Source organism: Stenotrophomonas sp. X (assembly GCF_055721025.1).
Map to the genome: position 1 here is coordinate 2,194,696 of NZ_CM146756.1, position 19,287 is coordinate 2,213,982.

General features: G+C 66.6%; 17 protein-coding genes and 1 pseudogene. 3 read left to right on the forward strand and 15 right to left on the reverse strand.

Going from position 1 to position 19,287, the window contains the following annotated elements; genetic code table 11:
- Positions 1-43 precede the first annotated feature (43 nt).
- From xylB to ACZ75I_RS10140, 5 genes are all read right to left on the reverse strand, one after another.
- Positions 44-1,537 (reverse strand): xylulokinase, encoded by a 1,494-nt coding sequence (xylB, locus tag ACZ75I_RS10120; RefSeq protein ID WP_472957792.1) that lies wholly within the window; start codon positions 1,535-1,537, stop codon positions 44-46.
- 162 nt (positions 1,538-1,699) lie between these two features.
- Complete coding sequence (locus tag ACZ75I_RS10125; RefSeq protein ID WP_472957793.1) at positions 1,700-3,232, reverse strand: tryptophan halogenase family protein; 1,533 nt, start codon at positions 3,230-3,232, stop codon at positions 1,700-1,702.
- 11 nt (positions 3,233-3,243) lie between these two features.
- Positions 3,244-4,266 carry a cupin-like domain-containing protein gene (locus tag ACZ75I_RS10130; protein WP_472957794.1) on the reverse strand — a complete coding sequence of 341 codons (1,023 nt, stop codon included), beginning with the start codon at positions 4,264-4,266 and terminating at the stop codon, positions 3,244-3,246.
- Between the two features lie 3 nt (positions 4,267-4,269).
- Positions 4,270-5,028: a SapC family protein gene (locus tag ACZ75I_RS10135; protein ID WP_472957795.1), complete on the reverse strand. Its 759-nt coding sequence runs from the start codon at positions 5,026-5,028 to the stop codon at positions 4,270-4,272.
- Positions 5,029-5,158: 130 nt separating this feature from the next.
- Positions 5,159-8,287: a TonB-dependent receptor gene (locus ACZ75I_RS10140; RefSeq protein ID WP_472957796.1), complete on the reverse strand. Its 3,129-nt coding sequence runs from the start codon at positions 8,285-8,287 to the stop codon at positions 5,159-5,161.
- Between the two features lie 423 nt (positions 8,288-8,710).
- Between ACZ75I_RS10140 and ACZ75I_RS10145 the strand changes: the two genes are divergently transcribed.
- Positions 8,711-9,271 (forward strand): fasciclin domain-containing protein, encoded by a 561-nt coding sequence (locus ACZ75I_RS10145; protein WP_180867790.1) that lies wholly within the window; start codon positions 8,711-8,713, stop codon positions 9,269-9,271.
- A gap of 97 nt (positions 9,272-9,368) precedes the next feature.
- Here ACZ75I_RS10145 and ACZ75I_RS10150 read toward each other — a convergent pair whose 3' ends face one another.
- The 3 genes and pseudogenes from ACZ75I_RS10150 to ACZ75I_RS10160 all read right to left on the reverse strand — a co-directional run bounded on the left by ACZ75I_RS10150 (position 9,369) and on the right by ACZ75I_RS10160 (position 10,085).
- A complete protein-coding gene (locus tag ACZ75I_RS10150) occupies positions 9,369-9,581 on the reverse strand; it encodes a hypothetical protein (RefSeq protein ID WP_049411161.1) in 213 nt (70 codons plus the stop codon).
- A gap of 106 nt (positions 9,582-9,687) precedes the next feature.
- Positions 9,688-9,927 (reverse strand): annotated as a pseudogene (locus ACZ75I_RS10155) (penicillin-binding protein); the annotation flags it as partial.
- The gene (locus tag ACZ75I_RS10160) at positions 9,894-10,085 is read right to left on the reverse strand and encodes a hypothetical protein (RefSeq protein ID WP_472957798.1); all 192 of its coding nucleotides are present in this window, start codon (positions 10,083-10,085) and stop codon (positions 9,894-9,896) included. The gene ACZ75I_RS10160 and the pseudogene ACZ75I_RS10155, both read right to left, overlap by 34 nt.
- 295 nt (positions 10,086-10,380) lie before the next feature.
- Here ACZ75I_RS10160 and ACZ75I_RS10165 point away from each other — a divergent pair, with 295 nt between their 5' ends.
- Positions 10,381-11,628, forward strand: a complete 1,248-nt coding sequence (locus ACZ75I_RS10165) for an arsenic transporter (RefSeq protein ID WP_472957799.1) — start codon at positions 10,381-10,383, stop codon at positions 11,626-11,628.
- Positions 11,629-11,652: 24 nt separating this feature from the next.
- On the opposite strand, the gene ACZ75I_RS10170 is transcribed toward ACZ75I_RS10165, so the two are convergent.
- The 5 genes from ACZ75I_RS10170 to ACZ75I_RS10190 form a co-directional block, all read right to left on the reverse strand.
- Positions 11,653-13,086: an OprO/OprP family phosphate-selective porin gene (locus ACZ75I_RS10170; RefSeq protein ID WP_472957800.1), complete on the reverse strand. Its 1,434-nt coding sequence runs from the start codon at positions 13,084-13,086 to the stop codon at positions 11,653-11,655.
- 134 nt (positions 13,087-13,220) lie between these two features.
- A complete protein-coding gene (locus ACZ75I_RS10175) occupies positions 13,221-13,997 on the reverse strand; it encodes an ABC transporter permease (RefSeq protein WP_005409726.1) in 777 nt (258 codons plus the stop codon).
- Positions 13,981-14,814 carry an ABC transporter ATP-binding protein gene (locus ACZ75I_RS10180; RefSeq protein ID WP_049467258.1) on the reverse strand — a complete coding sequence of 278 codons (834 nt, stop codon included), beginning with the start codon at positions 14,812-14,814 and terminating at the stop codon, positions 13,981-13,983. Before ACZ75I_RS10180 ends, ACZ75I_RS10175 begins: the two co-directional genes overlap by 17 nt.
- 14 nt (positions 14,815-14,828) lie before the next feature.
- Entirely contained in the window at positions 14,829-15,887 is a 1,059-nt protein-coding gene (locus ACZ75I_RS10185; protein ID WP_346476078.1) for an ABC transporter substrate-binding protein, read from the reverse strand.
- A 75-nt stretch (positions 15,888-15,962) separates the two neighbouring features.
- Positions 15,963-17,084: a 4-oxalomesaconate tautomerase gene (locus tag ACZ75I_RS10190; RefSeq protein WP_346476197.1), complete on the reverse strand. Its 1,122-nt coding sequence runs from the start codon at positions 17,082-17,084 to the stop codon at positions 15,963-15,965.
- Positions 17,085-17,193: 109 nt separating this feature from the next.
- Between ACZ75I_RS10190 and ACZ75I_RS10195 the strand changes: the two genes are divergently transcribed.
- Positions 17,194-18,096: a LysR family transcriptional regulator gene (locus ACZ75I_RS10195; protein WP_010485668.1), complete on the forward strand. Its 903-nt coding sequence runs from the start codon at positions 17,194-17,196 to the stop codon at positions 18,094-18,096.
- Positions 18,097-18,157: 61 nt separating this feature from the next.
- On the opposite strand, the gene ACZ75I_RS10200 is transcribed toward ACZ75I_RS10195, so the two are convergent.
- Positions 18,158-18,538, reverse strand: coding sequence for a hypothetical protein (locus ACZ75I_RS10200; RefSeq protein WP_346476077.1), 381 nt, complete (start codon positions 18,536-18,538; stop codon positions 18,158-18,160).
- A gap of 96 nt (positions 18,539-18,634) precedes the next feature.
- Positions 18,635-19,174 (reverse strand): DUF6622 family protein, encoded by a 540-nt coding sequence (locus ACZ75I_RS10205; RefSeq protein ID WP_346476076.1) that lies wholly within the window; start codon positions 19,172-19,174, stop codon positions 18,635-18,637.
- Positions 19,175-19,287 lie beyond the last annotated feature (113 nt).

Consider the following 19,287-nt stretch of genomic DNA (forward strand, 5'->3'; position numbering starts at 1 on the left):
GGTGCGTGCTCCTGTCGTTGTACGGGGTGTCGTGGAGGAGCCATCAGCCGCGCTGCAGCGGCGTGATGGCATCAAGATGGCTGAGGAAGCGTGCGTAGGCCCGTGCATAGGCATCGCTGCGGTCCGGATCCGGGCGTGCGGAGCGCGCGGGATCGACGGTGACGTGGCGTGCGGTGATGTCGCTGATCGAAGTGGCGTTGCCCTGCGCCCGGGCGAGCGCCCACAGCGCCTGCAGCGCCGCTCCAAACGCCGCACCCTCGGCCTGCACCGGAACCTCCACCGGCAGGCCGAATACATCGGCCACCAGCTGACGCCAGGCAGCGCTGTTGCTGCCGCCGCCGGTGAGCACGATGCGATCGAACTGCATGCCCGCGCGGACGAAGGCGTCGTAGCCGTACTTCAGGCTGTAGGTCGCGCCCTCCATGGCGGCGCGGTAGAGATGCGCCGGGGTGAAATTGGCGATATCCAGGCCAGCCAGCACCCCCTTGCCGAGTGGCAGGTCAGGGGTACGTTCGCCATTGAGGAACGGCAGCATCACCAGGCCCCCTGCCCCCGGCGGCGTTGCGCGAAGATGCGCGTCGCCGTCGCGGGTGCTGAAACCGAAGGCGCTGGCCACGCGTTCGGTGGCCACGGTGCAGTTCATGGTGCAGATCAGCGGCAGCCAGCCCCCCGTGGACGAGCAGAACGCCGCCCACGCGCCATCCGGATCGATCACCGGCGAGCCGGAATACGCAAACAGCGTTCCGGAGGTTCCCAGGCTCATCGCCAGCCGCCCTTCCGTGACGCAGCCGGTGCCGATCGCCGCCATCATGTTGTCGCCGCCACCAACGGCCACCTTCACCGCCGCTGCAAGCCCGAGCGCGGCCGCAGCCTCCGGCGCGATATCGAACAGGGCATCGGGCGCAGCGACCGGCGGCAGGCAGGCAGCAAGATCACGATCAGGATCGGTGGCGCGCAGCAGTTCCTGCGACCAGGTGCGCGTGCGCACGTCCAGCCAGCCGGTGCCGGACGCATCGCCAAGCTCGCAGAACCGCTGCCCGGTCAACACGAAATTCAGGTAGTCGTGTGGCAGCAGGATGGTCGCCAGCCGCGCATAGGCGTCGGCACGGTGGATCCGGGTCCAGGGCAGCTTGGAGGCCGTGTAGCCGGCCAGGATCGGGTTGCCCGCCAGCGCGATGGTTCGTTGGAACCCGCCCACGGCGTCCATGATCTGGATGCATTCGGCCGAGGTGCTGGTGTCGCACCACAGCTTGGCCGTTGCCAGTACCTCGCCAGCAGCATCGACCGGCACGAACCCATGCTGCTGGCCCGATACCGCCAGTGCGACGATGCGCGCGCGCAGCGAGGGATCGATCCGGGCAAAGCAGTCACGCAGGGCCGATACCCAGTCGGCAGGCGCCTGTTCACGGCTGCCATCGGCACCGCTGTCCAGCGCGAGCGGCGCGCTGGCCGAGGCCACCACCGCCTGCTTCCGCGGGTCATAGACCAGCACCTTCAGGCTCTGCGTCCCTGCATCGATCCCTGCAACCAGACCCATCGAAACCGCCTCCGATCAAAAAGGTAGCGCTAACATTCCGTGGACTCAAAAAGGGGGCGTGGTGTCCGGCCCCCTCGTTGCCACCGCGCGCGTCATCGCCCGCGGTGTTGCCGCACTGTAACCAGCCGCAGCGGAAAAAGCGTGCTGCAACGCAAAACCCTGCTACGCACTTGCTGCCGTCGAACGCCACACGTCCACGCCGGACCTGCAGTACTGCGCGATGAACTCCGCCTGCGCCGGCATCTGCGCAGCGGCCTGCTGCACAGGCCGTTGAATGCCCTTCAACAAGGTGCGCAGATCGGCATCACTCACGGCCCGCGCCAGCGGGTGCGCAGGACCGGGCGCGATGCCCTGCCCGAGCAGCACGCTGGTCCAGGATTCGACGCGGAACAGCTCACTGGGGTCCTGCCACGCATGTGCTCGCTCGCACCATGCCTGCAGCCGCTGCTGCAGCGACTCGGGCACGCGCATCTCGCGACAGGCCTTCCACATCGGTTCGCTGCGCTGCGTGGCGTGGTAGTGCAGGATGATGAAGTCGCGCACGTGCTCCATTTCCTGGCGGCTGACATCGTTGTACAGCTGCACCAGCGACGCACTGATGCCGTCGAACGGGAACAGCTGGATCAGGCGCACTACCGCGCTGATCGTCAGATGGATGCTGGTCGACTCCAGCGGTTCGATGAAGCCGCTGGCCAGCCCGAGCGACACCACGTTCCTGTTCCAGGCCTTCAGCCGGCGTCCACTGCGGAACGGCACCTTCCATGGATCGCGCAAGGGTGGAGCCCCGGCATCGCGCAGCAGTTTCGCGGCGGCCTCGTCATCGGACAGATGGCGGCTGTCGTACACCAGCCCGCAGCCAACGCGGTGCTGCAGCGCGATGTGCCAGCGCCACCCCGCCTCGTGGGCGATCGCCCGGGTATAGGGCACCGGCGGCGCCACCGCTTCGGTCTGTACCGCCACAGCCCGGTCGCACGGCAGCCATTCGTGCCAGTCCTCGTAGCCGGTGCCCAGTGCCTGCTCGATCAGCAGGCCGCGGAAGCCGGTGCAGTCGATGAACAGATCGCCCTCGATCACCTGGCCGTCGTCCAGCACCAGCGCCTGCACCGAACCGTCGTGCGCGTGCTGCCTGACCTGGGCGATCCGGCCTTCGATCCGGCGCAGGCCGTGGGCCTCGGCCCTGCCGCGCAGAAACCGCGCATACAGCCCGGCATCGAAGTGATACGCATAGCTGGCCTGCGGCTGGGTGTGCAGCGAGAAGCGGTCGCCACGCGAGGCGATGCTCTCCAGGCAGAAGTCGCCCAGGTCCGAGGGCATGCCGCGGCGCAGGCTGTCCAGCCAGAAGTGATGGAAGGGGGCCGCCCAGGTGCCATGGCCGATGGTGCCGAACGGATGGAAGAAGCGATCGCCCGGCAGGCGCCAGTTCTCGAACGAGATCGACAGCTTGAAGGTGCCGGCCACCGCGCGCAGGAACTCCTGCTCGTCGATCTGCAGGAAGCGGTGGAAGGTGCGGATCGGCGGCACAGTGGACTCACCGACACCGACCGTGCCGATCTGCTCGGACTCGACCAGCGTGATCTGCAGCTGGTCACGGAACTGGTGCGCAAGCGCGCAGCCGGCCAGCCAACCCGCCGTACCGCCACCGGCAATGACCACCTTGCGGATGCGCCCTGAAGGCGTGCTCTGGGTATCCAACATGGTGCCCTCTCTCAACGGTTGAGCCTGCCCAGCAGCATCGCGCGCATGCGGCGGGCGCGCTGCTCGTCGAACGGTGCCAGATCCCCGCGCGCGGCGTCAGGCAGGTGCTGCCCCGCGCGCTCGCCAGGGCCGAATGCGTAGTAGCGGAAGAGCCCTTCCCAGGCCTGCTTTTCGCGCGCCGGCAGATCACGCACGGCCCACATCGCGTGGTGCAGCGCCGCCAGCGCGGATCCCAGCCATGCAGGCGAGCTTCGCCACCAGTAGTTCACCAGCACGTTGAACGGTTCCAGGCTGCGTACATGGTGCCACCACATGCTGGGAATGAAGATCGCATCGCCGGGCCCAAGCACCGCGCGGCGCGCGTGCGCCAGCGCCTCGCGGAAACGTGGATGCCGATCGAAGTCGGGCTGTTCGAAGTCCACCACGCTGACCACCTGTCCCCCCGGCGTGGGATCGAGCGGGCCCGGATACAGATTGTCGATCTGGTCGGGCGGGAACAGGGTGAACTCGCGCTGCCCCACCGCGCAGCAGGCGAGGTTGTCGGGTGTGTCGAAATGGCACGAGGCCGTCACCCGGTTGCCGATCCAGATGCTGGCGGTGGCGTCGATGCCCTGCTTCGCCAGACCGGCGTCGTTGGCCTGCGCGAATGCCGGCAGCAGTGCCCGCGCGATCGGCAGCGAGGCCAAGTAGTAGGTTGGCGGTTGCGGTGCATGCAGCGTCATGGCGATCTCTTCCAGCACCTGGGCCAGCCCACCGCGCCGTACTTCGAAGTTCAACCGGGTGAAGTCCGCGCTGTAGAACGGGCGCCCCCCGATCTCGGCGCCGCCGAACGAGTACTGGATGGGCGCACCCGCATCGACGCTGCACAGGTACGCCATTGCGTCCTGCACCCCGCCCAGCCCGGCCTGGACCAGTGGCCAATCGGTGGCGATGCCGCGCAGTACGACCGGGTCACCGGCCTCCACCAGGGCAGCCAGTGGCAAGGCGGCAGGATCGATGCCTTCCAGGATCCGCATCGGCAGGCTGGCGTGCACCGGTCAGTTCCTCGCCGCCTGCGCGGTGCCGTCCTGCACGCGGAGACGGCGCTGCTTCTCGGCGATCAGGCGGCGCATGTTATGCAGAGAGGCAAGCATCAGGTACGCACCTTCCAGGTAACCGGCGCGGTTCAACGCAGCCAGGCGCGAACTGTCCAGCGCCGCCAGGCGCTCGCGGTCGATGCCGTGCAATCCGCTCACGCTCACCCGGTGGTGCGGCGCGATCTGCACGTCGAGCGTGACCGGCTGGATGAGGCCGCAGTCGTCGAGCATCGTGAACATCCCGGCCGCGAAGGCACTGCCCTCGTGGATGCCGCGCAGCACCCCTGCGATGTGGTCCAGGTAAGGGGTGTTGCCGCCCTGCGGCAGGAACACCGGCTCGCCGCCCCCGTCGGTGACGCGCGGATGGTCCAGGTCCACGTGCATCACCGCATCCTGGGTGAGCAGGCCATCCACGTAGTGCTCCTGGAAGCCGATCAGGAACGGCCCTTTGGCCGCCGCGCCAGGCAGGTAGGAAGCATCCCAGCGCCCGTCCTGCAGGAACAGGTTCTCGTGTTGCTCGAAACCCAGCAGGGCCACGGACTGCCACGCTTCCGTCCCGGTTTCCCTGCGCAGGAAGATCGGATACTCACGCTGCAGTTCGGCGAACTCGCTGGGATAGGCCGGCACCATGCCCACGGCATCGCCGAACTGCGGCCCGAATCCGGTGGCGACCTTCAGGTCCCGATGCGCGATGTTGTTGAGCATTTCGTAGCGGGCCATCAGGGTATCCAGTCCAGTGCGGGGTGGCTGGCCGGCAGCGTAGCGCAGGCGCGACAGCTGCGGCGTCACCGTCCCGGCACGGCACCGCTGGCGGGCAGCGGTGCCGTGCCGGACGCGTCGGCAACCAGGCTCAGAACTTGTAGCGGACGCCCAGCATGTAGCGCGGGCTCTGGTCTGCCAGCTTGACGATCATCTGCGACGTGCGCGAGCGCCACCGCACATCCTCGCCGGTCAGGTTGATCGCCTCCAGGCTGAAGGACCAGTGGTCATCCAGCGCGTAGTTGACGCTGAGATCCCACTGCTCGTACGGCTCCACATAGTAGGGATTACGGCTGGAGCCCTGGTTGGCCAGGATCAGGTACTGGTCGCGCCAGTTCCATGCCAGGCGCACCGACCACCCGTACTTCTCGTACATCAGCATGGCGTTGGCGGTGTCGCTCAGGCCAGTGAGCGAGAACTGGTCGATGCCCGGATCGCCGCCATTGTTGTAGCCGACATCGCCTTTGACCACCGTGTAGTTGGCCAGCACGCCGAAGCCGGTGTCACCGAAGAAGTACTGGCCGCCCAGCTCCCAGCCATGCAGCTTGGATTTGTTCTGGTTGATCGGGCGATTGACGTTGAACTGGTACAGCGGATCGTTGGGCTGCCCATACAGATCGTAGGCCGCTTCGGTGGCCAGCACCTGCGCATCAGTGCCGTTGTAGGCGCCGAGGCCGGCAGGATTGTTGCGCAGCAATGCCAGCGCGCTGAACAGCGAGGTGTCGTTGGCCGAGCAGGCGGCCGCATTGGCCGGCCCGACCTGGGCGACGCAGGCGCCGCTGGTCAGGAAGTCCAACGCCGCCCGCGCATCCGGCCCGGAGGTCGGGTCGGTGAGGCCGTACAGGCTTTCCTGGACGACGGTGTTGCCGATGAAGTTGCTGACCGACTTGTTCCAGTAGGTCAATGACACATAGCTGGCATCGGCGAAGTACCACTCCAGCCCCAGGTCGAGGTTGTCCGATTCCAGCGGCTTCAGGCTCGGGTTCTGCGAATTGCCGCTGGCGCGCGACGAGGGATCGATCAGCACCGAGCCGAACGGCTGCTGGGCCCCGGGTCCTGCATAGAGATTGCCGTACGGCGCGCGGGCGATGCTTTTGCCGAACGAAACGCGGCCCTTCAGCTCCTCGGTGAGGTCGATGCTGAAATCAAGGTTGGGCAGGATGTAGCTGTACCGCGCCTTTTCCGTGAAGGGCTGCTGCTCATCGGACAGCACGATGCGGAAATCGTTGTTGGCCTGCCACTCGATGGACTCGGGGACGGCAATGACCGAGGTCGACACCACGTCAGTGGTTTCATAGCGCACGCCCAGGCGGGTGTTGGTGCGCATGCCACCCAGCTCCCCGTCCAGCTCCACCTGGAAGTACGCCGCCTTGGTCTTCTCTTCCACGAAGTTGTCGGCCGCGCGTTGCGGGTTCACACCCAGGCCGACGCCGTACTCGCGCGATGCCCATTGCGCGAGCTGCCCGGCATTGCCGCGCCAGGCGGGCCAGCTGTTGGCACTGTAGTCGTCGAACAGGCCGACGATGCTGACCGGCTGCAGCAGGTCCATCAGGCCTGCGGCGGTATCCCGGTCCACGTTGGCCACGCCCCAGTCGCCCAGGGTCGAGTAGGCCTCGGCGGCCTGGATGCGGTGGGTGGTGGACTTGTTGGTGTCCACGCCGAACTGGAAGCGCCCGTGGTCGAAGTTCCATTCGCCATCGACGCGCGCCTGCTTGATCTCGCTGATCTGGGTCTGCGCGTTGACGCGCAGCACCTGCGTGCCAACCTCGCCTTCCTGGAAGCCCGGATTGACCACGCCATTGGTCCCGGCGACCGCATCGGCGGTGCTGGGATACCAGACCTGGGTGCCAACCGGCAGGCCATTGTTGAAGTTCAGCTCCTGCACCCAGGAGCCACCGCAATGCGGGCCACGGGTACAGTTGTTGGTGCCGGCGATGCTCATGAAGATCGAACCACCGCCGGTGAGCGGATCATTCGGTCGGCTCTCGTTCTTCGAGTTGTGCGCATCGAAGCTGAGCTTGAAGCGGTCGCTGACATTCCAGACGGCGTTGAAGCCCAGCGAACCCAGCTTGTACTCCTGCATGCTGCGCTGCTGCTCCAGGCCGAAATCCTTGGTGCCGGCGATTTCGCGGATGTATACCGGTGTCGCGACGGCGCCACTGGTGTCGAACTCGACGTTGGTGTAGTTGCTGTTCTGCAACCACATGCCCTGCTCGCCACGATTCTCGGTGATCTCGTTGGTCGAGTAGGTGTAATCCACGGTCAGGGTCAGGCTGTCCGTCGGTGCGAACTGCAGCACGGCCTGGCCGTTGACGCGTTCGCGCTCGAATTCGGAGAACGCGTAGCGCAGGTCATTGGGCCGCGCGTAAAGCTGGCCGACGGCCGGAGCATTGACCACGGTCGGGTTGCCCGGCATCGACCCTGTCCACGGCTGCACGTTCCAGTAGTTCTCCGTGGCCTGCACCGAGCCACCCTTGCGCTTCTGCTGGCTCGCGCTGAGGCTGACGCCAAAGGTCTTTTCCGGATTGCTGTAACTGAAGATGCCCGACAGCTCCGGTGTCAGGTCATTGTCGAACGGCTGGCTCTGGTCGGACACCAGCTTCGCCCCCGCGCTGGCCACGATGCCGGCGTGATCGAGCGGACGCGAGGTCAGGATGTTGATCGTCGCACCGATGCCACCGCTGGGCACCTGCGCCTGGCTGGTCTTGTAGACCTCGATACCATTGATGGCCTCGGCGGCCAGCTGCGCGAAATTGAAGGCGCGGGTGCCGCCGTCGACACCGCCGATGGCGACCTGTCCAGAGGCACCGAATGCATCGGCACCCGGCATCTGCCGACCGTTGAGCGTGACCATGTTGAACTGGGGTCCGAAGCCACGCGCGGTCACCTGCGCACCCTCGCCGTCACGGCGCTCGATGGAGATGCCGGTGATGCGCTGCAACGACTCGGCAAGATTGGTATCGGGGAACTTGCCGATGTCCTCGGCACTGATCGCGTCGACCACGCCCGCCGAGTCGCGCTTGATGTCCATGGCCTGGCTCAGGCTGTTGCGTATGCCCGTGACCTGCACTGCATCAAGCTGGGTGGGTTGCGACTGGCTCTGCGGCTGCGGCCCGGTCGCCGGTGCGGCGTCCTGCGCAAAGGCGGGATTGATGACCAGGGCACCACCCACGAAGGTGAACATGGCCCGGGACCGGAACTTCGCCAACGCGCGGCTCATGAACCGGACCTCGGGCCCGGGGTGCCACGGAAACTGCAGGTGCTCATGAAAGTCCCCTCTGACATACGATCGAATGGATGTACCGCCCCCTCCCAGGGGCACGCACGGGCGTGGCCCGCATTCCAAACCGAACAGCACGGGTGCTCGGGCACGCCGCGACTTACACTTGCTTTTCAAGCCTGCCAGGACAAACACGCGGCAAAGAAGGCAGCCTCCCGGACCCTGGATCCCCGTCCGACTGGTAGCGCTACCATCGCGTTGCAGCGGAGAGTAATCACCGAGGTTCGCCGTTGTCACCATGCAGCGCAGCAAAACCGGCAGCGCGCCAAACAGCTGATGACTCGGCCGTTGCTGCATCCGGTCACGCTCGCCCGACGTAGGAAAGATGCCCGCACTTGCGGGTCATCCAGAAAGGAACGCACCGTGAACGCTCTTCAGCGCATCGCCGCCGCAGTCGGCTTCGCCGTACTCGTTTCGTCCGGCTCCTCGGTTTTCGCCGCCAACACCGTCATCGTGGGCGGGGCAGAAATGTACCCCACCAGGACCATCGTCGAGAACGCCGTCAATTCCAAGGATCACACCACGCTGGTTGCAGCGGTCAAAGCAGCCGGCCTGGTCGACACCCTCAACGGCGCCGGGCCCTTCACTGTTTTCGCGCCCACCAATGCGGCCTTCGAAAAGCTGCCTGCAGGCACTGTCGATACACTGGTGAAGCCTGAAAACAAGGCACAGCTGACCCGGATCCTGACCTACCACGTCGTCCCGGGCAACTACAGTTCCGCCCAGCTTCTGGCCGATGCCCGCAAGCACGGCGGCAAGGCCACCCTGAAGACCGTGCAGGGTGAGCCTCTCACCGTGGCGCTCCACGATGGCAAGCTCTGGGTCATCGACGCAAAGGGTGGAAAGGCAGGCATCAGCATTGCAGATGTCGGCCAGTCCAACGGCGTCATCCACGTGGTCGACACCGTGCTGATGCCCAAGTAAGCGGCCTCACGCAACGGGCATCCGGCGCGATGCCCGTTGCCCGGGCCCGGTCATCCCGACGTCACCATGCGGATCCCTGCCCGGCATGGCGTCGTGGCTACCACTCCGGCCCGAGCAGCTTGGTCACTTCGGCCTCCAGTTTCTGCGCGGCCTCGTCCTGGGAGGCGACCTTGATGCACAGCCCCGACTGCGCCGGCCCCGGCACCAGCTGGTAGCGGTTGATGGTGCCGCCACCGTCGCCGTCCAGCGCTACCCGCGCCACTACCGTTCGGCCATTGGCGTGGAAGGTCCAGTCCTGATAATCAAACATGCTTCAGTTGGTGTGCGGCCAAGATGTCATCCCACTTTAGGCGGCGCGCCAGTGAAGAACGCTCCAGGAAGATGTTCAGCGCGCGTGGACATGATGGCGACAGGGCCTATCGCAGTGTCCGCGCCAACTGCAGGATATCGGCGAAGAAGGAGGGATAGTCGTCCTGTGGAGCGCTGTGGGTCTCGCGCCGGTGGACCAGACGCACGGCGACCACCCGCTGTTCCGGCACGATCATCAGGTATTGGCCCAGGTAGCCGTTGGCGGCAAAGCCGACGACCGGTCCCCGTGTGATGTCGTAGAGATCGGCGAGCTTCAGGCCGCGCGCGGAGATCTGGCTCCGGCGGCGGCCTTCAACTCAAGCAGCGTCTCCCGGTCGTGCATCACCAGGATCGCATCGGAATGCGCGGCGCGCGCGTTGCGCTCGATCGCGGCAAGGGCTTCGGCACGCGTCGCCGCTTGGCTGGGCCCGGCGATGCCGAACACCAGGGCCAGGGCGCAGGACAACCAGCAGGATCCTGGCATCGCAATCTGGTCCAATGAGTGTGCGCGCAACGTGACTACATGTGTAGTCACACTGCAGTACCTGAAGTCATGGCGCGCTTGCGTGCTGGACGTGGGCTGGGCGCCGCCCCCGGCCCACCTGCAACGCGGTCGTCCGCAGCGGTCGCCATGCCGCGCCGCGCGGTATGATTCGGCGACCCGGAACCTGCGATGATTGCAGCGGCCGCCCATCCGCTGATCGCGCGCGCCAGGCCCCCCTGCGCCGGGGTCGCTGCAGGTGCCGCTGAAGCCCCACTCCATGCTTGCCTCCCAAGCCCCCCTCCTGATCTGGGCAGCGGTCGCCGTTGCCACCCTCGGCCTGCTGTTCCGTCCTTTCCGCATCCCCGAATATGTGTGGGCGTTGGGCGCTGCCGCCGTGTTGCCGTTGCTGGGCGCAGTGTCGCTGCACACCGCATGGGGCGCGGTGGCCGAAGGCCGCGACGTCTACCTGTTCCTGGTCGGCATGATGATGCTGGCCGAACTGGCGCGGCGCGAGGGCCTGTTCGATTGGGTCGCGTTGTATGCGGTGCGGCATGCGGGCGGATCCGGGCGACGCCTGTTCGACCTGGTGTTCCTGGTCGGTACGCTGGTGACGGTGTTCCTGTCCAACGATGCAACGGCCGTAGTGCTGACGCCGGCGGTCTACGCCGCCTGCAAGGCGGCGCGCGCCAATCCCCTGCCCTACCTGTTCGTCTGTGCCTTCATCGCCAATGCGGCCAGCTTCGTGCTGCCCATTTCCAATCCGGCCAACCTGGTGGTGTACGGCCAGCACATGCCACCGCTGCTGCAGTGGCTGGCGCAGTTCGCGCTGCCGTCGACGGCGGCGATCGGTGCCACCTATCTGGTCCTGCGCTGGGTGCACCGGCGCGAGATCGCCCAGCCGCTGGTGGCCGCGCCGGCGCATCGCCCGTTGACCGACGGCGGCCGGCTGAGCGCACTGGGCGTGCTGTTCACCGGCACCGTGTTGCTGGTCACGTCCGCCTTGAACGGGCCATTGGGCCTGACCACGTTCTGCGCGGGCACGCTGAGTGTGGCAGTGGTGGCGATCCGCCAGCGGCGCAGCCCGCTGCCACTGCTGCGCCACGTGTCCTGGGGCGTGCTGCCGCTGGTGGCGGGACTGTTCGTGCTGGTGGAAGCGGTGGCGCAGACCGGTGTCATCCAGAGCGCGGCCAGCGCGCTACAGGCCGTGGCGCAGGCGTCCCCCCGCCAGGCCAGCTGGCTGGCCGGTGGCGCGGCTGCGCTGCTGAGCAACGTGGCCAACAATCTGCCGGTCGGCCTGGCCGCCGGTTCGCTGGGGCAGATGGCCGACCTGCCGGCGCAGACCCGTGCCGCATTGCTGGTCGGCGTGGATCTGGGACCCAACCTGTCGGTCACCGGTTCGCTGGCGACGATGCTGTGGCTGGTGGCGCTGCGCCGCGAGGGCGAGCATGTCAGCGCGCTCGACTTCCTGCGCGTCGGCGCGCTGGTGATGCCGCCGGCGTTGATCGGAGCATTGCTGCTGCTCTGATCGGCGCGCGAGCGGCATGCGCTTCTAGAAGGCCACCTGCAGGCGGGTGTTGAAGGTGGTGCCTTCATCCCTGCCCTGGCCGGTGCCGCTGCGGTTGCGGGTCTGCCAACGGATCGCCTCGAACATCACGCGGCTGAAGTCGTTGAGATACCAGTTCGCACCCAGCGTCCACGCGTTGCCGGTACCGCCACTGGGCAGCTCGGCATAGTCCACGTCCTCGTAGCGCCCCTTCAGTTCCCATGCCCCGGCGCCGCCGCGGGTGACCGGGTCAGCCACCTTCACCCGGCCCCAGGTGCCGGCCCTGCCCGAATAGGCCGGCCTTGCACCGGCTAGGAACCAGCCCGCCGAAATCGCCCAGGCCTGGTGGTCCAGATCGTAGCGCCCGCCAGCGTCGGTCCCGCGCAGGTTGCGCGTACCCCATTCGCCGGTCGCCCAGGCCGGCCCGAAGAAGCCTGCCAGTTCCGCGCCATGGGACGTGCTGCGCTCGGCGCCCAGCAGTGTGCCCGGCGAGATCTTTACCAGGTCGTTGAAGTGCCCGGCGATGGCCGAACTGCGGACGACGCCGCTGGCGCCTGCGGCAATCTCCTCGTGGAAGGCCCAGGCCCCCAGGTGCACCGTGACTGCGTCGTTGGCCACCGGGTTCCAATGCACGCGCGTGGCCCAGGTCTGGCTGTCGTTGTCGGTGCCGGCGTTGTTGAGATCGTTGCCGGCCACCGACAGGCTGGCATGCCAGTTCTTGCCGTACACGCGCTCGGTCAGGCCGACACCGAACAGGCCGCGCTGCGGCAGCATCAGCGTGCCGACCACGTTGCGGTCCTGGAACGGCGTGTTGGAGGTGCTGCTTGAGCCGTCGATACCCTGGTCGTTGAGGCGGTTGCCCACGGTCAGGTCGGCCGGCAGCCCGAACAGGCGGTGGTCCACGGTGGCGTAGACCGACTTCCACGCCACCGTGTTGTCGGCGAAGTCACCTTCCACCGCCCAGCCGAGGATGCCGTAGCGGCCTTCGGCGCCCAGCCGCACCGAGCGGATCTCGGTACCGGAGATGTTGCGGTCACTCACTGACGATCCGTCGGTGCTGGATGCGTCGACGAACAGGCGTCCGCGCGGACGGAACGCCACGGTGCCATCGGCACTGCTGAACTCCGGTGCACCCTTGGACCAGGTGACCTTGGGCGCCTTGGCCTGGCTGGATTCCAGTGCGGCGACGCGGGTGTCCAGCGCGGGGGCCTGCGTTGCGACCGCCGCGCCGGCGGTGCCGTGCCCGCCCTCCACGGCGCGGAGGCGTGCTTCCAGTTGCTGGATCTGCAGTGCCTGCTGCTGCACCAGGCGTGACAGCTCAGCCTGGCTCAGCGGCGCGGGCAGCGAAGACGTGGACTGGGCGCCGGCATGGCCACTGGCCAACAGCAGGCCGAGCGCGACCGACAGCGCTGCCAGCGGCAGCACGGTGGAATGGTTCATGGACTCTCTCTCCGGCCAGCCGGCCCCCTGGCCCGGCGCTGGCCTGTAGCGGTGGTGCGGGGGAAGATCGGGGGAGGAAGCGCGCGCCGCCGGATCGTCCCGGCGGCGCGGCAGGCGGGCTCAGCCCGGCCCGGTCAGCTGGTGGCCTGGGCCTGGGCGTTGGGACGCCAGGTGATCAGCTTGTTTTCGACCACGTCCAGCAGCGCGTCGATGACCAGCACGAAGGCGGCCAGGATGATGATGCCGGCGAACACACCGACGGCGTTGAAGTTGCCTTCTGCCTGCGCGATCAGGTAACCCAGGCCCGCCGAGGCGCCGAGGTACTCACCGATGATCGCGCCGACCACGGCGAAGCCCACCGAGGTGCGCAGCGAGGACAGGATCCAGCTGGCTGCTGCCGGGAAGTAGACATGGCGCAGCAGGTCGCTGCGGCTTGCGCCCAGGATGCGGGCATTGGCCAGTACCACCGGATTCACCTCGCGTACGCCCTGCATGGCATTGAAGAACGTGGTGAAGAACACCAGGGTGACCGCCAGCGCCACCTTCGACCACAGGCCCAGCCCCAGCCACAACACGAAAATCGGGGCCAGCACTACGCGCGGAATTGCGTTGAAGCCTTTGATGAAGGGATCGAGGATGCGCGCCGAGCGGCGGCTCAAGCCCAACCAGACACCGCCGGCCACGCCGAGGCCGGTGCCGATGATGTAGCCCAGCGCGGTTTCGGTCAGGGTGATGTAGACGTGCTGGTAGAACGACGTATCGGACAGCCAGGTCCAGGCCTGCTGCACGATCGCCGTTGGCGAGGGGAAGAAGAACGGATCGATCACGCCCAGCGCGATGCCGCCCTCCCAGCCGCCGAACACGGCCACAACCAGGGCCAGTTGGATGAACTTGTCAGTCTTGGCGTGCATAGCTTTTCTCCACTTCGCCGCGCAGGCAGGCCCAGATGTCGCGGTACAGGTCGGTGAAACGGTCATCCAGCTTGATCTCGGCCACGTTGCGCGGGCGTTCCAGATCCACGTCGAAGCTGCGCACCACGCGGCTGGCCGGACCGGAGGACAGCACCACCACGCGGTCGCCCAGGGCGATCGCTTCTTCCAGATCGTGGGTGATCAGGATCACCGAGCGCCGGTCCTCCTGCCACAGGCGCAGCAGTTCGTTCTGCATCAGGTGCCGGGTGTGGATGTCCAGCGCCGAGAAAGGTTCGTCCATCAGGATCACCTTCGGCTCGACGATCAGCGCCTGCGCCATCTGCACGCGCTTGCGCTGGCCACCGGACAGCTGGTGCGGATAGCGGTGCTCGAAACCGGCCAGGCCGACCTTGGCCAGCCACGCGTTGGCCTTGGCCTTGCGTTCGGCTTCGGGCACGCCACGGAAGCGCAGGCCGAGCTCAACGTTCTGGTAAGCCGTCTTCCACGGCAGCAGCGCATCCTGCTGGAACAGGTAGCCGACCGACTCCTGCACGCCGCTGACCGCACGGCCGTCGATGCTGACCTGGCCCGACGACGGCTTCAGCAGGCCCGCCACGGAATTGAGGATGGTGCTCTTGCCGCAGCCGGTTGGCCCGACGATGGCAAGGAACTCGCCGTCCCCCACCTGGATGTCGACATCACGGACGGCGGTGAATTCGCCGAAGGACATGGTCACCTTGTTGATGGCGACCATGGTCTGTGCAGGCTCCAGCTGCGGTGCGCCATTGAGCTGGCGCACGGTGGCATTGAGGGCCATGGGGTTACCTCCGCTTACGGTTGGGCAGCCGGCGCCGCAGCGCTGGCACGCTCGACGAAGGCATTGGTGTAGGTGCGGGACAGATCGATGTCGGCCTTGGCCACATCCGTATTGAACTCGCGCAGCACCTTCAACGGCGTTTCCAGATCAGCCGGCGTGAAATGACCGTCGCGGGTGAATATCGCGCGGGCGTTCTCCACCGCGCGCGCATAGGTGGCGCGGTCGCCAGAAACGTAGCTGTCCGGCAGCGCCGCAACGATGTCTTCAGCACTGTTGTCGGCGATGAACTTCAACGCCATCTGTTCGGCGCGGGCAATCTTCTCGGCCGCTTCGGGGCGCTTGTCCAGGAAGCTCTGGTTGGCGTACATCACCGAGGTCGGGTACAGGCTGCCATAGACCTGGCGGGCGCCGTCATCGCTGCGCGCGTCGAGGAGGATCTTCCCGACCTTGCGCTCGGTGATCAGGGTGGCGGCCGGGTCGTAGTTGACCAGCAGGTCGATCTTGCCCTGCTCCAGCGCGGCGACCGCAGCGGCGCCCGAGCCGACGCCGATCAGGGAGACACTGTCGACGGGGATATCGTGCTGAGCGAGGAAGTGACGGACGAAGAAGTCCGATGATGAGCCCGGCGCGGTGATCCCGACCTTCTGGCCCTTGATGGTCTCCGGGCGGGCCGGATCGAAGCTGGCATCCTCGCGGCCGGCCATCACCAGGCCGGAATTGCGCGAGAGCAGCACGAAGGCCACCACGTCCTTGCCCTTGGCCTGCATCTGGATGGTGTGGTCGTAGAAGCCGACGGCCACATCGGTGGAATTGGCCACCAGCGCCTGCAATACCTTGGAGCCGCCCTGGGCGAAGTTCTCGGTCTTCACCTGCAGGCCGACGTCCTTGAAGTACCCCTTGGCGTCGGCGATGAAGAACGGCAGGTTGTTGAGGTTGTAGGAGCCGACGCTGATGCGTACCGGTGCATTGTCACCACCGCCGGCGGATGCGCCTTCGGTGCGCCCGCTGTTGCTGCATCCGGCCGCGGCCAGACCAGCCGCGCACAGCGCGGCCATCAAGAACTGCTTGTACATCATCCCTCCCAGGAGTGAAGCATCTACGTTGTAATGGCGGGCATGCGCACCTGCGCCGGCCCGTCCGGGTTCAGATCATGCCGCTGACGTCCATTGGCGGGCTTGGGTGGAACCGGCCACGGCAAGTGCTGGCGTGGTGGCAAACACGCGTCCTTCGAACAGCCGGCGTGCGGTGCGCACGACGCTGGCAACGACCGGCGCGTCCTGCGAGCTGCGACTGAGGCCCACCTCCAGGGCCCCGCTCGGATGTTCGAGGGTAATGCTGCCGGGAACGGACAGGCATCCGACCAAAGTGTGGGCCAGCGTGCCCGGCGTAACGGCGGCGGTGGCCAGGCCGACCGCGCCGGTAATGGCCAGCGCGGTGTGGCATTGATGCGGCATGAAATAGCGCACCTGCAGATCGCCGCCGTGTCGCGGCGCCGACAGCAGCACCGGCTTCGGAATGACCTTGTTGCCGGCGTCGGCGATGCCCATGCGGGCGCCCGCCTCGATGCGCAGCGCTTCCAGCCGGCGCATGAATACCGCGTCCGCGTTCAGTTCGGCGGGCGGGGTATCGCCGCGCACGCCCAGATCTTCTGCGCGCACCAGCATCATCGGCATCGCGCAGTCCACCAGGCTGACCGGCACGCCATCGATGGCCTCCTGCGCGTGGCCGCTGGGCAGCAGCTTGCCGGTGCGGGCGCCTGCCGCATCAAGGAAAGCGAGCCTGACCGGCGAGGCCGAGCCCGGCGCGCCGGCAATTCGCGTGTCACCTCGGTACACCACGTTGCCGCCGGGGGTTTCCACCGTGGCGATGATCAGCTTGCCGGTGTTGACGTTGTGGATGCGCACCTCGGTCTGCGGATCCTGCGCCTGCACCAGCCCACGCTCGATGGCATACGGGCCTACGGCCGCCAGCATGTTGCCGCAGTTCGGCGAGGTATCCACCACCTGCTGCTCTACCCGTACCTGGGCGAACAGGTAGTCGACATCGGCGTCCGGACGGCTGGAGCGGTCGATGATCGCCACCTTGCTGGTCAGCGCGTTGCCACCGCCGATGCCGTCGATCTGCAACGGATGGCCCGAGCCCATCACTTCCAGCAGCAGGCGATCGCGTTCAGCGATGTCCATCGGAAGGTCGCTGGCCAGGAAGAACGGGCCTTTGGAGGTGCCGCCGCGCATGAGGACGCAGGGAATGCTAAGCAGATCGTTGGACATACGTGTGCTAGATTGATGCGTATAGGGGATGAATGACCCCTCTGTGATTCGATACTGGCATGACCCCAATTGATCTGTGAATTGCTGATTTTTGGATGATTGATACACAATGAGCATCAATTGCGAAATCCTGGATCTACGCGCCTTCCTGCTGGTCTCGGAGACCCGCAGCTTCCATCGCGCCGCAGAAATCCTGCACGTCTCCCAGCCAGCACTCAGCCGCCGCATCCAGAAACTGGAGCAGGCCGTGGGGTCGCCGTTGCTGGAGCGCACCACGCGCAGCGTCAGTACCACCGCTGTCGGCGAGAACCTGCTGCCGCTGGTGCGCCGCATGCTGGAGGAGTTCGATGGCTCGCTGTTCTCACTGCGTGGCCGCGAAGACACCCGCGGCGCTACCGTCACCATCGCGTGCCTGCCGACGGCGGCGTTCTACTTCCTGCCCAGCGTGATGGCGCGTTTCCACGAAGCGCACCCGAACGTGCGCTTCCGCATCCTGGATATCCCGGCGACGGAGGGTCTGCAGGCAGTGGAACGTGGCGAAGTCGAGTTCGGCATCAACTTCATGGGCGCCAATGATCCGAATCTCGATTTCGACGTACTGGCCGAGGATCCGTTCGTGCTCGCCTGCCGACGCGATCATCCGCTGGCCCGCAAGCGCAAGGTGGAATGGGCCGATCTGGCCGAGCACCAGCTGATCACCGTGCATCGCACCAGCGGCAACCGCACGCTGCTGGATGGTGCGCTGGCGCGCGAGAACCTCAAGTTGAGCTGGCACTATGAAGTGACGCACCTGTCGACGTCACTGGGCATGGTCGAGGCGGGCATCGGCGTGTCGGTGCTACCGAAGATGGCCACGCCGGACGGGGATCACCCCACCCTGGTGACACGCGCGATCGGCAACCCGGTGGTGTCACGCACGATCGGCATCGTCCGCCGCCGCGGCGCCCTGCTCTCGCCCACGGCGGAGCGATTCCTGCAGATGCTGATGAGCCAGTGGCGCGGGGAGGCGTGAGCAACTGCGCGGTTCACGCGCCTATGCGTTCCGGCGCGCCAGACGCTGGCAGGGCCGCCCTTCATGACGAAGCCGCGAAGATCGACGCAATACCTGCAAGCGATCCCACGGCCACCCACGAGAGCGTGGCGAATGCAACCAGCAACACCTTCCGGTGCACGACCTGCGCTTCGTTTTGGGACTCCGGCCGCCGCGCATAGGGCCTGGAGAAACCCAGGAGTTCGCCGGTGACTGTCAGCGCCCCCATGAAGATCAGTGCGGTCACGCAGAAGCCAAAAATGGAACCAATGAGGGCCACATGCTGGGCATCGCCAATAGCCGGCTGAGTGCCGGCCAAACCCTCTACAAGCTGGCCCGTCCACCGTGCGGGCAGCCAGGCCAGGGCTGCGACAATACCGAAGTGACTGGCCACGTTGATCCAGAACCAGGATGTGGTCTTCATGACGTCAGCGTTTCCGGTGGTGGCCAGTGGTGGGCATCGTGACGCCTGCGTCAGCCCCGCACACCCCTGCATGGGGAAGCCGGCCAGCGGCCGGCACTACCCGGGCGACCAGCCTGCGGTTTCCAGTTTCTCGCCTGCCGCATCCATCCGCAGCGAGGCCAGGTATCGGCCGTACTTGCCGACGAAGATGCCGGTGAATCCGCCTGCCAGCAGCAGGTAGGCGGCATTGAAGCCAGCATTGGCGGACAGCGACGGCGACACCGCAAATGCGACTTCGAACCCGTACTTCACCAGGAAAGTGATCAACAGCAGCGGCAGCAGGCTGAAATCCGCGTTGCGCCAGAGCTTGCCGGTACTGCGGTCCAGCGTCAGCTTCAACCGATTCAGCAGCAGCCAGGCAAGCGCGGCGCCCGTGGCGATGCCGGCCAGCCATTCGCTCCAGGCGCTCAGCGACGCGCCGAAGCGATGACTGACCGACCACGCACCCCAGACGGCGAACAAGGCGGGTACGATCGCCAGCTTCTGCAGCGAGGTCTCGGCCGACTTCATGGCGGCGATGCCACGGGTGACCAGGAAGGCCAGGAGCAGCCAGACCCAGATCGGCGTCTGCGAGGCGAGGTGCTGAAGCATGCTCATGAGCGGTCCCCTTGGTGAGTGGTGGCGAGGTTCCCTCGCCTTGGCGCTCACTATTCGCTTCCGCCCGGGTTGCAGCCAGTGACAGCTGTCAGCCATCGCGGGTTACGCCGAGG